The organism is Actimicrobium sp. GrIS 1.19, from assembly GCF_035984655.1.
Taxonomy (GTDB): Bacteria; Pseudomonadota; Gammaproteobacteria; order Burkholderiales; family Burkholderiaceae_D; genus Actimicrobium.
Map to the genome: position 1 here is coordinate 294,552 of NZ_JAXCHT010000002.1, position 13,645 is coordinate 308,196.

General features: G+C 61.5%; 9 protein-coding genes and 2 pseudogenes. 4 read left to right on the top strand and 7 right to left on the bottom strand.

Annotated elements, in window-relative coordinates; all coding sequences use genetic code 11:
• Nucleotides 1-16: 16 nt before the first annotated feature.
• From dapE to dapC, 5 genes are read right to left on the bottom strand one after another with little or no spacing between them, the layout of a single operon-like run.
• Nucleotides 17-1,144 carry a succinyl-diaminopimelate desuccinylase gene (dapE, locus tag RCH09_RS03010; protein ID WP_326939552.1) on the bottom strand — a complete coding sequence of 376 codons (1,128 nt, stop codon included), beginning with the start codon at nucleotides 1,142-1,144 and terminating at the stop codon, nucleotides 17-19.
• Nucleotides 1,145-1,148: 4 nt separating this feature from the next.
• Nucleotides 1,149-1,502 (bottom strand): ArsC family reductase, encoded by a 354-nt coding sequence (locus RCH09_RS03015; protein ID WP_326939553.1) that lies wholly within the window; start codon nucleotides 1,500-1,502, stop codon nucleotides 1,149-1,151.
• Nucleotides 1,503-1,514: 12 nt separating this feature from the next.
• Entirely contained in the window at nucleotides 1,515-2,651 is a 1,137-nt protein-coding gene (locus tag RCH09_RS03020) for a PilT/PilU family type 4a pilus ATPase (protein ID WP_326939554.1), read from the bottom strand.
• A gap of 25 nt (nucleotides 2,652-2,676) precedes the next feature.
• Nucleotides 2,677-3,501: a 2,3,4,5-tetrahydropyridine-2,6-dicarboxylate N-succinyltransferase gene (dapD, locus tag RCH09_RS03025; RefSeq protein WP_326939555.1), complete on the bottom strand. Its 825-nt coding sequence runs from the start codon at nucleotides 3,499-3,501 to the stop codon at nucleotides 2,677-2,679.
• A 32-nt stretch (nucleotides 3,502-3,533) separates the two neighbouring features.
• Entirely contained in the window at nucleotides 3,534-4,736 is a 1,203-nt protein-coding gene (dapC, locus tag RCH09_RS03030; RefSeq protein ID WP_326939556.1) for a succinyldiaminopimelate transaminase, read from the bottom strand.
• A 165-nt stretch (nucleotides 4,737-4,901) separates the two neighbouring features.
• On the opposite strand from dapC, the gene smc reads away from it, so the two are divergent.
• From smc to RCH09_RS03045, 3 genes and pseudogenes are all read left to right on the top strand, one after another.
• On the top strand, nucleotides 4,902-8,432 hold the full coding sequence (gene smc, locus RCH09_RS03035; RefSeq protein ID WP_326939557.1) for a chromosome segregation protein SMC: 3,531 nt from the start codon (nucleotides 4,902-4,904) through the stop codon (nucleotides 8,430-8,432).
• 103 nt (nucleotides 8,433-8,535) lie between these two features.
• Nucleotides 8,536-8,832 (top strand): annotated as a pseudogene (locus RCH09_RS03040) (PsiF family protein); the annotation flags it as partial.
• A 60-nt stretch (nucleotides 8,833-8,892) separates the two neighbouring features.
• Nucleotides 8,893-8,985, top strand: a pseudogene (locus RCH09_RS03045) (PsiF family protein); the annotation flags it as partial.
• Between the two features lie 3 nt (nucleotides 8,986-8,988).
• On the opposite strand, the gene RCH09_RS03050 reads toward RCH09_RS03045, so the two are convergent.
• Nucleotides 8,989-10,194: a hypothetical protein gene (locus RCH09_RS03050; RefSeq protein ID WP_326939558.1), complete on the bottom strand. Its 1,206-nt coding sequence runs from the start codon at nucleotides 10,192-10,194 to the stop codon at nucleotides 8,989-8,991.
• Nucleotides 10,195-10,471: 277 nt separating this feature from the next.
• Between RCH09_RS03050 and RCH09_RS03055 the strand changes: the two genes are divergently transcribed.
• Nucleotides 10,472-11,338, top strand: coding sequence for a transglutaminase-like domain-containing protein (locus tag RCH09_RS03055; protein WP_326939559.1), 867 nt, complete (start codon nucleotides 10,472-10,474; stop codon nucleotides 11,336-11,338).
• A gap of 2 nt (nucleotides 11,339-11,340) precedes the next feature.
• Here RCH09_RS03055 and RCH09_RS03060 read toward each other — a convergent pair whose 3' ends face one another.
• Entirely contained in the window at nucleotides 11,341-13,467 is a 2,127-nt protein-coding gene (locus RCH09_RS03060) for a DUF1631 family protein (RefSeq protein WP_326939560.1), read from the bottom strand.
• Nucleotides 13,468-13,645: the final 178 nt, after the last annotated feature.

Below are 13,645 nucleotides of genomic sequence, written 5' to 3' on the forward strand. Positions count from 1 at the left end.
AGAAGCAGTCGACCGGTCAGGTCAACAGGTTCTCAAGCGTGCGACGGTAAATGTTTTTTAGCGGATCGATGTAGCGTACTTCGATGTGTTCATCAATCTTGTGAATGCTGCCATTCGGTGGGCCGACTTCGATGACCTGCGGGCAAATGCGTGCGATGAAGCGGCCATCCGAGGTGCCGCCGGTGGTCGACAGTTCGGTGTCAAGCCCGGTCTCGCTCTTGATCGCGGCGCAGATGGCATCGCTGAGCGTGCCGCGCGGGGTCAGGAACGGCAAGCCGCTGATGGTCCACTTCAAGGTGTATTCGAGGCCGTGCCGGTTGAGGATCACATGCACCCGATCCTGCAAATCCTCGACCGTGCTGGCGGTCGAAAAGCGAAAGTTAAAATCGATCACCAGTTCGCCCGGAATCACGTTCGAGGCGCCGGTGCCGCCGTGGATGTTCGAGATCTGCCATGAGGTCGGCAAATAGTATTCGTTGGCTTCGTCCCACTGCTCGGCGACCAGTTCGGCCAGCGCAGGCGCCGCCACATGAATCGGATTGCGTGCCAGTTGCGGATAGGCGATATGTCCCTGCACGCCCTTGACGACCAGCTTGCCGGACATCGAGCCGCGCCGGCCGTTCTTGATCATGTCGCCCATTTCGTTGGCCGAAGTCGGTTCGCCGACGATGCAGTAATCGAGCTGTTCGCCGCGCGCCTTGAGCATGTCGCACATGATCACGGTGCCGTCGATGGCCGGCCCTTCCTCATCGCTGGTCAGCAGGAAGGCGATCGATCCGGCGTGATTGGCGTGCGCCGCAAGGAATTCCTCGACGGCCACCACCATGGCGGCAATCGAGGTTTTCATGTCGGCGGCGCCGCGTCCGAACAGTTTGCCGTCGCGATGGGTCGGCGTGAACGGGTCGGAGGTCCATTGATCGAGCGGGCCGGTCGGCACCACGTCGGTATGGCCGGCGAAGACCAGCAACGGCTGCGCGGTGCCCCGGCGCGCCCACAGGTTGGTGACATTGCCCGACTCGACCGTTTCGCAGACGAAGCCGAGCGGTTCCAGCAGCCCGATCAGATGCGACTGGCAGCCGTTGTCCTGCGGGGTGACCGACGACAGTGCGATCAGGTGTTCGGCCAGCGCCAGCGTTTTGCTCATGACATCATTTCTTGAAAATCGATTGATAAACGTCGACGGAAAATCCGACCACGGTGTGCGCGGGCGTCACCAGCACCGGCCGCTTGATCACTGACGGCGCTTCCAGCATCAGTGCGATGGCGCTGGCGTCATCGGTGACGGCGGCCTTGCGCGCATCGCTCAGCGCGCGCCAGGTCGTGCCCTTGCGATTGATCAGGGTTTCCCACGTGACCCGGGTCAGCCATTGCCGGATCACTTCCGGGTCGAGGCCAGCCTTCTTTACGTCATGAAACTGGAACGGTTGTTGCTGTTCTGCGAGCCAGGTGCGGGCCTTCTTGACTTGATCACAATTCGGAATGCCATACATCGTCGTACTCATGCGCAGCGTGCCTCAACTGTTGAACGTGAACTCGGTAAAGGTCGCGCCTTCGTCGACTTCCGGCTTGGGCTCTTCGCGGCGGCCCTTGCTGGCGTCGTCATTGTTGATCAGCCAGAACAGATTGCTGGCCGAGTCAGCGTGCGCCATCGCCTCTTCCTGCGTGACCTTGCCTTCACGGATCAATTGCAGCAGCGCCTGCTCGAACGTTTGCGATCCGGGCGACATGCTTTTTTCAATCGCTTCCTTGATCTGCCCGATTTCGCCCTGTTCGATCAGGTCGGCCACATGCCGTGTATTGAGCAGCACTTCCACCGCCGGCATGCGGCCGCCATCGGTTGACGGAATCAGCCGTTGCGACACGATTGCACTGACGGTCGAGGCCAAGTCCTGCAGCAGCGCAGGGCGGTTTTCAATCGGGAAGAAGCCGATGATCCGGTTCAGCGCCCGGTAACTGTTATTCGCATGCAGCGTGGTCACCACCAGATGGCCGGACTGGGCGTAGGCCAGCGCTGCCGCCATGGTTTCACGGTCGCGGATCTCGCCGATCAGGATGCAATCGGGGGCCTGGCGCAGGGCGTTCTTCAGGGCCACATTCATGTCTTCGGTGTCGACCCCGACCTCGCGCTGGTTGACGATCGATTTCTTGTTGCGGAACAGGAATTCGATCGGGTCTTCCAGCGTCAGGATGTGGCCCGGCATCGTCGCATTGCGATGATCCAGCATGGCGGCGATGGTGGTGGACTTGCCCGACCCGGTGGCGCCGACGACCAGCATCAGGCCGCGCTTGGCGGTGATCAGTTCGGTCAGGATCGGCGGCACATTCAGGCTGGCCAGTTCGGGAATCGCATACGGGATATAGCGCAGCACCGCCGAGACCGTGCCGCGCTGGCGGAACGCCGACAGCCGGAAGCTGCCGACGCCGGTGACCGGAATGCCGAGATTGAGCTCGTTGTCGCGTTCCAGTTCCTGCATCCGGTTGGCCGGCACCACTTCGCCGAGCAGCGCCAGGATGTAAGCCTGATCCATTTTCTGCTGATTGATCGGCAGCAGCGCGCCATTGATCTTCAGATGAATGGGGGAGTTCACGGCGAGGAACATGTCCGAGGCGCCCTTGTCTTTCATCAACGCAAATAACCGATCCATTGCCATGCTGTTCTCCCCCGAGCAGATTAAATTAGTCGCGCAGTAATTCGTTGATACCCGTTTTGGCCCGGGTTTTCGCGTCGACACGTTTGACAATCACCGCACAGTACAGGCTGTGCGAACCATCGGCCGACGGCAGATTGCCGGAGACCACCACCGAACCGGACGGAATCCTGCCGTAGCTGACTTCGCCAGTGGCGCGGTCATAGATTTTGGTCGACTGGCCGATGTACACGCCCATCGAAATCACCGAGTTTTCTTCGACGATCACGCCTTCGACGATTTCCGAGCGCGCGCCGATGAAGCAGTTGTCTTCGATGATGGTCGGATTGGCCTGCATCGGTTCGAGCACGCCGCCAATGCCGACGCCGCCGGACAGGTGCACGTTCTTGCCGATCTGGGCGCACGAACCGACCGTGGCCCAGGCATCGACCATGGTGCCTTCATCGACATACGCGCCGATGTTGACGAACGATGGCATCAGGATCACGTTCTTGCCGAGAAAACTGCCGCGCCGCGCCACCGCAGGCGGAACCACACGGTAGCCGCCAGCGGCGAAATCGGCGGCGGTGAAATTGGCGAACTTGGTTGGCACCTTGTCGTAGAACTGCATGTGCTCGCCGGACGGCATGCAGACATTGTCTTCCAGCCGGAACGACAGCAGCACGGCTTTCTTGACCCACTGGTTGACCACCCATGCGCCGCTGTCTTTCTGGGCCACGCGCAGGCTGCCGTCATTGAGCTGGTCAAGAACGTGCGCGACGGCTTCGCGGATGGCGGCGGGGGCCGAATTGGGTGACAGGCTGGCACGGTCTTCCCATGCCTGGTCGATGATCTGTTGGAGCGCTTGGGTCATGGTGTTGGTGATCTCAATGTGAAAAAAGTCGGTCAGGCCAGGCTGCGGGTGAAGGCGACGATGCGGTTGGCCGCCTCCAGACATTCGGCCACTTCAGCGACCAATGCCATGCGAATCATGTTGCGACCGGGATTGCTCCCATGCGCATCGCGCGCAAGGTAGCTTCCAGGCAACACCGTAACATTATATTCGGCATACAGGCGTCGGGCGAAGTCGGTATCGGAGAGTGTTGCAAGCCGGTCAACCCGCGCCCACAGATAGAAGCCGGCGTCGGGCAGGGCCACGTCCAGCACTTCCTGCAGCAGCGGCGTGACCTGCCTGAATTTATCGAGGTATTTGGCGCGGTTGGCGACGACGTGGGCTTCGTCGTTCCACGCTGCGATCGATGCCGATTGCACCGACGGGCTCATGGCGCCGCCGTGGTAGGTGCGGTACAGCAGGAATTTCTTCATGATGGCGGCATCGCCAGCGACGAAGCCCGAACGCAGGCCGGGCACGTTGGACCGCTTCGACAGGCTGGAAAAGGCGATCAGCCGCGCATAGTCGCCGCGCCCCAGTGCCTGGGCCGCCTGCAATGCCCCCAGCGGCGCTTCCGGCTTGAAATAGATTTCGGAATAACACTCGTCGGCCGCAATCACGAAGCCATATTGCTCGGACAGGTCGAACAACCGTTTCCAGTCATCCAGCCCAAGCACGGAACCGGTTGGGTTGCCGGGGGTGCACAGATACAGCAACTGCACGCGCTGCCAGACCTCCGCCGGCACGCTGGCATAGTCGATCGCAAAGTTGCGCGCCGGGTCGGCATTGACGAAATACGGGGTGGCGCCAGCCAGCAGGGCTGCGCCTTCATAGATTTGATAGAACGGATTCGGGCAGATCACCAGTGCGTCGGCGCGCGGATCGATGACGGTTTGCGCCAGCGCGAACAAGGCTTCGCGCGAGCCATTGACCGGCAGGATCTGGGTCGCGGGATCGAGCGGCGGCAAGCCGTAGCGCCGTTCCAGCCAGGCCGCGATGGTCTTGCGCAAGGCGTCGCTGCCGATCGTACTGGGGTAGCTGGCCAGGCCATTGAGGTGCTCGGCTAGCGCTTCCTTGATGAAGGGCGGGGTCGGATGCTTTGGCTCGCCGATGCCGAGACTGATCGGACTGAATGCGGGATTGGGCACGACATCGGCAAACAACGCGCGCAGTTTTTCGAAAGGATAGGGTTGCAGCTGGTTCAGAAGTGGATTCACGGGCGGTCGCAAGAGGGAAAAGACGGCGCAAAAGAAGGCCCATTATACCGTCGCGACGCTGCCGCACGGACAGTCATTGCGGCAAATGGGCGAATCGGCGATGCTATGATGCTCCAACGATTTGCGGGCGCGGTGGCGCCCCCCTCACATAGGATTGTCGAACACGTGCGCCTGACCTCCATCAAACTTTCCGGTTTCAAATCCTTTGTCGATCCAACCAATTTCCAGGTGCCGGGCCAGCTGGTCGGCGTCGTCGGACCCAATGGCTGCGGCAAATCGAACATCATCGATGCCGTGCGCTGGGTGCTGGGCGAATCGAAAGCCTCGGAATTGCGCGGCGAATCGATGCAGGATGTGATCTTCAACGGGACGACCCACCGCAAGCCCGCCGGCCGCGCCTCGGTCGAACTGGTGTTTGACAATGGCGAAGGCAAGGCCTCGGGCCAGTGGGGCCAATATGCGGAAATCGCCGTCAAGCGCACCCTCACGCGCGATGGCACCTCGACCTACTACATCAACAACCAGGCGGTGCGGCGGCGCGATATCCAAGATATTTTCATGGGCACCGGCCTCGGCCCGCGCGCCTACGCGATCATTGGCCAGGGCATGATTTCGCGCATCATCGAAGCGCGCCCGGAAGAGCTGCGCATCTTCCTCGAAGAAGCCGCCGGCGTCTCCAAGTACAAGGAACGGCGTCGCGAGACCGAAAACCGCCTGCACGACACGCGCGACAATCTGTTGCGGGTCGAGGATATCCTGCGCGAACTCAATGCCAATCTGGAAAAGCTGCAGGCGCAGGCCGCCGTGGCGACCAAATTCCGCGACCTGCAGGCCGATCAGGAAGAAAAGCAGAAACTGCTGTGGCTGCTGCGCAAGAACGAAGCCAAGGCCGAACAGGACAAGTTTTTCCGCGATATCGAAAAGGCGCAAACCGAACTCGAAGGCGAAACCGCCAAGCTGCGCCACGTCGAAACCGAACTCGAACACATGCGCCAGGCGCATTACAGTGCCGGCGACCGCCTGCATCAGGCGCAAGGGCACCTGTACCAGACCAATTCCGAGATCGGCAGCCTCGAAGCGCAAATCCGGTTCGTCATCGAATCGCGCAGCCGGCTGCAGTCGCAGCTTAATTCGCTGACGGCGCAACGTGACCAGTGGCAGCGTCAGGGGTCGCAGTTTCAGGAAGACCTGGCCGAGGCCGAATTGCAGCTCGAAGAGCAGGGCGCGCGCGTCGAACAGTCGCAGCAAACGCTGCAACAACATGGCGAGCGGGTGCCGGCGCTGGAGCAGGCCTGGCGCGAAGCGCAACTGAAAACCACCGAGTCGCGCGCGCGCATCATGCAAGTCCAGCAGCAGATCGAACTCGAAGCTGCGCATCAGCGCAACGCCTCGAACATCCTGAATGGCCTGGCGGTGCGGCGCGAGCGTCTGGCGCAGGAAAAAAGCGGCCTCGCGCTGCCCGACGATGCGCATCTGACCAATCTGACGCTGCAGCTGGAAGAAAAGCAGGCGGTGCTCGAAGAAGTGACCATGCAGCTGGAGCAGGCGCAACAGCAACAGCCGCAGGTGGACGAAGAGCGCAGCAATGCGCAGTCGCAGCTCAATGCCGAGACTGCCACCAACGCCAGGCTGGAAGCGCGGCTCGGCGCCCTGAAGCAATTGCAGGAAAGCGTGCAAAGCCAGGGCAAGGTGCAACCCTGGCTGAACAAGCACGAGCTGGCTGGCTTGCCGCGGCTGTGGCAGAAGCTGCATATCGACGACGGCTGGGAAACCGCGCTGGAGTCGGTGCTGCGCGAGCGCACGGCGGCGCTGGAATTGTCGAACCTGGATTGGTCGAAGGGCTTTTTCAGCGATGCGCCGCCGGCCAGGCTGGCGCTGTTCTCGCCGAACGCGGCGACCATTCCAGTCCCTGCCGCGAGCATCCCGGGCCTGCGCCCGCTGGTCGATCTGTTGCAACTGAACGATCCCGGTTTGCGCAATCTGATGCAGGACTGGCTGGTCAACATCTTCGTTGCCGACGACGTCGATACTGCCTTTGCGGAACGCAACCTGCTGCCGGCCGGCGGCTACTTCATCACCAGACAGGGCCATTTGATCGGCAAGTCCAGCGTCCGGTTTTACGCCGCCGATTCCGAGCAGGACGGCATGCTGGCGCGCCAACAGGAAATCGACAACATCAGCAAGCAATTGCGCGCGCAACAGTTGCTGGCCGACGAAGCACGCAGCCGCTCGGTACGCGCCGAAGCCGCGTTCACGCAGGGCGCGCAACGCTTGCAGGAAGTCCGTCAACGCGTCGCCAGCCTGACCCAGGCCGTGCATGCACTGCAGATCGATGTGATGAAACTGTCCGAGGTGCAGGCGCGCTTCAACCAGCGCAGCACGCAAATCAGCAGTGACCTGGCCGAAATCGCCGAGCAGGAAGGCGAGCAGCAGCAAGCCCGCGCCGAGTCCGAAGCGCGCTTCGAACAACTCGATGCCGAACTGGCCGAGCGGCAGGAAACGCACGAGGACGGCCAGACCGATTTCCTCAGCAAGGAACAGCAATTGAATGACGCGCGCCAGCGGTTGCGCGAGCTGGAGCGCGCTGCGCAGGAAACCGGATTTGCCGAAAAAACCCAGCGCAGCAAGATCGACGAGCTCAAGCGCAGCATTGCCACCGCGCAGGAGCAGGCGGCGCAATTGTTCGCCAACATGCAACAGGGACATCTGGAGCTGGAGAGCCTGGACGACCAGACCGCGCAGGCCGGATTGCAAAGCCTGCTCGACAAGCGCACCGATCAGGAACGCGCGCTGGCCGATGCGCGCCATGAACTCGATCAGTTATCGCAAAAACTGCGCTTGCACGAAGAGGCCCGCATGCAATCCGAGCGCAGCCTGCAGCCGCAGCGCGACCGGATCATGGAATTGCAGCTGAAGGAACAGGCCGCGCGCCTGAACCAGGAACAGTTTGCCCAGGCGTTGATTGATGTGCAGGCCGACGAAGTTGCGCTGGCAGGCAAGCTGCACGATGACATGCGGCCGTCGTATCTGCAGGGTGAGGTCACGCGCCTGACCAATGCAATCACAGCGCTGGGTGCGGTCAATCTGGCCGCGCTGGAGGAACTGGCGACGGCTTCCGAGCGCAAGAATTTTCTCGATGCGCAGTTTGCCGACCTGACCGAAGCGATCAACACGCTGCAGGATGCAATCCACAAGATTGACAAGGAAACCCGCGCCTTGCTGCAGGAAACCTTCGACAAGGTCAACCTGCATTTCGCCGAGCTGTTCCCGATCCTGTTCGGCGGCGGACAGGCCCGCCTGACCATGACCGGCGACGAGATCCTCGACTCCGGCGTGCAGGTGATGGCACAGCCGCCTGGCAAGAAAAACGCCACCATCCATTTGTTGTCCGGCGGCGAAAAAGCGCTGACCGCGACCGCGCTGGTGTTCTCGATGTTCCAGCTCAATCCGGCGCCGTTCTGCCTGCTCGATGAGGTCGATGCGCCGCTTGACGATGCCAACACCGAGCGCTTTTGCAACATGGTCAAGCGCATGTCGGCGCATACCCAGTTCCTGTTCATCTCGCACAACAAGATCGCCATGGAAATGGCGCAGCAACTGATTGGCGTGACGATGCAGGAGCAGGGCGTGTCGCGGATTGTCGCCGTCGACATGGAGTCGGCCGCCAGCTTTGCCGGGGACGCGCAGGCCGCTTGACGATTGTGTTGCAGGTTTTTGCTGCAAACGCAGGATTTCGTGATGTAATTCGAACAACCGTAATCAGTCCCGGCGGTTGTCCCCTCACACACTGGAGAACATCATGAAACGCCTTCTTGCCATCCTGCTGCTTGCCGCACCGTTTTGCCTGCACTCGGCGTCGGCCGCGACTGAACAGCAATCCAAAATGAAAACCTGCAACGCCGACGCCAAGGACAAAAAAGGCGACGAGCGCAAGGCCTTCATGAAAGACTGCCTGAGCGCCAAAGCCCCCGCAGCGGCCGATGCCGCCGCCGCGCCGACCACGCAACAAAACAAGATGAAGACCTGCAATGCCGACGCCGCCGGTAAAAAAGGCGACGAACGCAAGGCCTTCATGAAAGAATGCCTGAGCAACAAACCGGCCGCTGCCGCCGCCCCCGCTGCTGCTCCTGCTGCCGCTGCACCGATGTCACAGCAGGACAAGATGAAGAGCTGTAACGTCGATGCCAAGGACAAGAAAGGCGACGAGCGCAAGGCCTTCATGAAAGAGTGCCTGAAAAAAGCGGCCTGACGCTTATTGCCCCGGCACGGCGGATGCCGGCTCCATGCCGGTGTTCGCCGGCCGAAATCCAAGCTGCTGCGACGCGATCCTTGCCAGCAGCAACGCATCGCGATCCGCAATCCCCAGCTCCGCCGCGGCCTTTTCATGGGGCCCCAGAGCGAGCGGATCGATGCCGGTGATGGCGCCAAACTGCACCAGCGCGGCAAGGTAGGAACCATATTTGCTGGCGTGCAGCCGGTCATCCCACCACAGATCCATCAAGTCGTCTGCCTGGCGCTTGGCCGCCGCACCATTGGCGTCGTAGAAGCCGGTGTTGCGGACCAGATTCTGGTCCAGCGCGCGCTGGAACGCATCACCCACTGGCAGCACCCTCAGCAAGCGTGGATTGGCGGCAAGGTCGGCCTCAAGGGCATCGCGCAAGTCCTGCGTCATGGCCGCAAGACTCGGGTAATACGGCGTCGTCATTGCGCCGGCCGGGTCCGCCTTCGGGCGGCCATCGACGCTGCTGCGATCCGGCTGGGCGGGCCGGTGCGCGAACACCATGTCGGGACGCGCCCAGGTTTGCGTCAGATAGATGCGTGCCTTTGGGTTGGCGTTCGGATTGGCGGGAATGGCATGCGTGCGTCGGCATTGCCGGGCCGATTCGCCGGTGGCCTTGCATGCCGCCTCGCTGCCGTACAGCGCCGTCTCGCTGAAACTCCTGGCGGCGCCGTCGTGAATGAATTGTTCGAAGGCATTGATGGTGGCGCGCGACTGCAGCGGATTGGCGTTTTTGCCGCGTCCGCCCGGCAACGCGCCGTCACTTTGCTCCTGCAGCACGACGATATCCCACACCTGCGAGGCAACGTTGCCGCGCAAATCCCAGTCGGCGTTGGCGCTGTTGAGGAAGTGTGCGCGCAGGGAGGCGGCGTTGCGGGTCGACAGCGCGACATCGTAGTCAAGGCCCATTTCGCTGGTGAATTTTTTGAAGATGCCCGGCACGCCACCCCATGGATGCGGCTCCCACGGATTGGTCCCGGCCGGATTGATGCGGTAGAACGCGGCGGTCAGGTCATGCACATTGGCGGCGTTATAGCGCATGACCGGATCGACCCGGCCGAACGTGTAGCTGTTGCCAACAAACAGAATCCGGATCGGCGCGCTGCTGGCAAGCTGGCTGCATGCCAGTGCGGCGATGGTGACGGCGGCGCGCAGGATGTGGCGGGTGCGGTTTCTCAAGGCGTTCTCCGTGACTTGGCATGAATGACTGGCGGGCGAGCCGACTCCGCGTGGTGCGAATCGATTGGCGTCAGGGGGAGGTGCAGGCCGGTTTGATTTTACGGGATATCGATCAATTCGCCATCGCTGCGGATGGCGGCGGCTGACCGCACGCAAGCGGTGGTTCGACAGCGCACAGATTTCGGCTCAATGCCGCGCAATACTTGCTAAGATGCGTACGCCCGCAACACACCGACGCCCGGTGTGTAGCGCCCACTTCCCCCACCGAAAACACGCAATGATCCGGTTGAATTTTTCCGTTGAACTGAACTACCAGATCCTCGATGACGGCAGTGATTTCATCTTCAATTTCCATGCCGCGACAACGCCCCACCAGAGCGTCGTCAGCGAGCAATTGCAACTGAATCAGGATGTGCCGCAGTCGATGTACACCGCGCCCGAATCCGGCTCGCGCTTCCTGCGCCTGCGCGCCGGCAATGGTCCGCTGACGGTACGCTACGAAGCCACCGTCGACATCGCGCATTACATTGCCGCGCCGGCCGATCTGCAGGAAATGTCGATCGCCGGTGTGCCCTCGGCCGCATTGCCGTATATCTATCCAAGCCGTTATTGCCAGTCGGATCGCCTGTACACGCTGGCCGGCCACGAGTTCGGCAACCTGCCGCGCGGCTATCAGCGGGTGCTGGCGATCCAGAACTGGATTCGGCAGCGCACGGTATTTGTGTCGGGCAGCACCAATTCCAGCACGTCGGCGGTCGATACCGTGATCGAACAGGTCGGGGTGTGCCGCGATTTTGCCCACCTGATGGTGGCGTTGTGCCGCGCCAGCAACCTGCCGGCACGATTTGTCACCGGGATCGATTACGGTCTCGACCAGACCATTCGGCCGACCGATTTTCATGCGTACGTGGAAGTGCTGCTCAGTGGCCGCTGGTATCTGTTCGATCCGAGCGGGGTGTCGCCGCCAATGGGGCTGGTGCGCCTGGGTACCGGGCGCGATGCTGCCGATGTGTCATTTGCGACCGTGTTCGGGGCGGTGCACTCGGCCTTGCCGGTATTGCGTATCGATGCGATTGAAGATGCCGCGATTGGGCTGGTGACGCCGGTGCATACGGCGGCCGCGTTATCGTCCGCCGCAGCCTGAGATTACTGTTCTGCGGTTTCCGGTTCGAGTTGTTCCATCGCCTTGGCCAGGGCACGATGGACCATCCCGTCAAGCTGCAATACCCGCGCCGACTGTTCGCGCAACTGCCGCGCCAGATCGTCCGACGACAGGGAAAATGCTTCCTGGCGCTGGCTGGTCGAAAAAATGTACAGCGTACGCAACGGGCTGACCCAGGCCAGCTTGACCTTTTTCGACGCGCCGTCTTGCTGATCGAATTCCAGCCAGGCGCCGCGCTGCAGGCAGTCGACTTCCTCGACGAATTGATCCGGTTCCGGTTCGGCCACGACCTCGGCCTGTTCGCGCGCCTTGATTTCGAGACGGCGTTCGGCCGCTTTCTTGGCAACTTCGACGGCGATCTCGATCTGGCGCTCGGCTGACAGCTCCAGTGGTGCGCGCACGATCGAGGCATGGCACTCGGCCAGATCGGCAAAGAATTGCAAGCGGTCGGCATCGTCCCACTTGATCACGTTGAGCCACTTGTTGAGCATGGTCAGGATGGTCGGCAGGCGCGTGATCAATTCCTTGCGATGCTGTGGCGTGATCTTCGGTTTGATGCTCCACAGCAGATCGTCCATGGTCTGGATGGCGCTGTTGAGCACCTCCGGTTTTTCGTCCTTGATGGTGTGGGCCAGCGTCAGTACTGGCACCCAGCGGCTTTCAAGGAAGGCTTCGACAAACGGCACGACTTCGCCGGTACCGATCCGCACGGCCACGTCCTGCTTGGCCGATTTGGTGGCGAAACGGATCTTTTCGACCTGCAGCGCTTGCGTGATTGGCGCCTGCAGCGCGGTAGAGACGGCGCTTTCTTCCTGATGGATGTAGCTTTCGAGATCGTCGACCGCCTGCGAAATGCCGTTGCCGGCCTGCTCGGGATCATGCTGGCGAACCCGCTCGACGGTACGCTTGAGCGTCTGGAACAGCGGATCGTCAACGCCCTTGGCCTTGTCCCAGCCGACGCTGGAGCGTGTCAGCAGGTCGATGAGCTTGCGGGCCGGGTGCGACTCGGTATAGAAAAATTCCTTGTCGACCAGTGCCGCCTTGAGCACCGGGACCTGCAGGATGCCGATCAGGTCCTTGACCTCATGCGGGATGTGCTGGTCCTGGAACACGGTCTCGAAAATCTGGCTGAGCAGGTCGATGGTGGTTTCGTCGATGCGGCTCATCGAGCCTTGCGGCATCTGCGCCTTGATCTGCGCCAGCTGCGTGAGGCCCGGATGGCGCGGCTCAGGCAGGCCGTGCTGCAACTGCGTCAGGAACGAGAACAGCTTGGCGCTGGCCGGATTGGCCGGCATGGTGTATTCGCCATGCTGGCTGTGCGCGGCTTCCTCGGGATTGCCCAGTACCCGGCGCAATTGCTGTCGCAGTGCGGTTTCGTTGGCTTCCTTGGTGGCGGCGCTGAGATTGCCGTCGGACTTGCGAATGCGGTAGGCGCTGACCAGTTCCGGCAAGACGCCGCGATCCACCAGTTCGTCATTGAGTGTCTTGAATACGGGCGGCAGCGCCAGGAATACCTCGGGGCGCAGCAGCGGCAGGATCATCCCGTGCGATTCGGTATCGGGATCGAATTCGACCCATGCGGCATTGATCGCACCCAGGAAGGTCTCGGGACGGAACGGGTTTTGCGCCACGCTGATGCTGTCGCGGTCCAGCAGATGGGCGATCCGGATGTTCAGGGCCGCCAGCGCATCGGCGTTTTCAATCTCGAACAGGCGTGCGGTGGTGCCCAGCATGACGCGGTTGTCCATTTCGGAGAACGGCACCAGCGAGAGGGCGCCTTCACGACGGGTGGCAGTGCGTTCGCTGCCGTGTTCCAGCACATTGAGTTCGTACAGCAGGGCCTGCTCGATATGCGCCACGGCGACGTGGTAAAAGGCGTAGCGGTTGTTGCGCAGCAGGTTGGAGGCATTGAAACTGGCGTTGGCTTCCTTGGCGTCGCCGCTGACTTCCGACATCGCCATCAGCGCATCCGACAGGCGGGTCGAGAATGCAGCAAATTCGGCGTTGACCAGCTTCATCGCGGCGGTGATCATGTTGCGCAGCACGTCACCCTGCGGCGCGAAGCCCAAGGGACGCTCTGGATGCGGCAAGTGATCGAGATGGGAAACCATGATCATTCAGTCCCAACTTGGCGTTGATTGAATCGGTCGACAGCGGTAACGAAAGTGTTGAATCAATTATTGCACTAAATTCCGACTATTGCCACGTGGAAATAAAAATAATTTTCAGGGTGCGATGTTGTTGATTCATCAATTGCTTGCTCGAACAGCTTGTCGCCTATACTGGCGC

Excerpts from the sequence above, each read along its gene's own strand:
- dapE (WP_326939552.1), bottom strand. The coding sequence starts at position 1,144 with ATGAGCAAAACGCTGGCGCTGGCCGAACACCTGATCGCACTGTCGTCG.
- RCH09_RS03015 (WP_326939553.1), bottom strand. The coding sequence starts at position 1,502 with ATGAGTACGACGATGTATGGCATTCCGAATTGTGATCAAGTCAAGAAG.
- RCH09_RS03020 (WP_326939554.1), bottom strand. The coding sequence starts at position 2,651 with ATGGCAATGGATCGGTTATTTGCGTTGATGAAAGACAAGGGCGCCTCG.
- dapD (WP_326939555.1), bottom strand. The coding sequence starts at position 3,501 with ATGACCCAAGCGCTCCAACAGATCATCGACCAGGCATGGGAAGACCGT.
- RCH09_RS03055 (WP_326939559.1), top strand. The coding sequence starts at position 10,472 with ATGATCCGGTTGAATTTTTCCGTTGAACTGAACTACCAGATCCTCGAT.
- RCH09_RS03060 (WP_326939560.1), bottom strand. The coding sequence starts at position 13,467 with ATGGTTTCCCATCTCGATCACTTGCCGCATCCAGAGCGTCCCTTGGGC.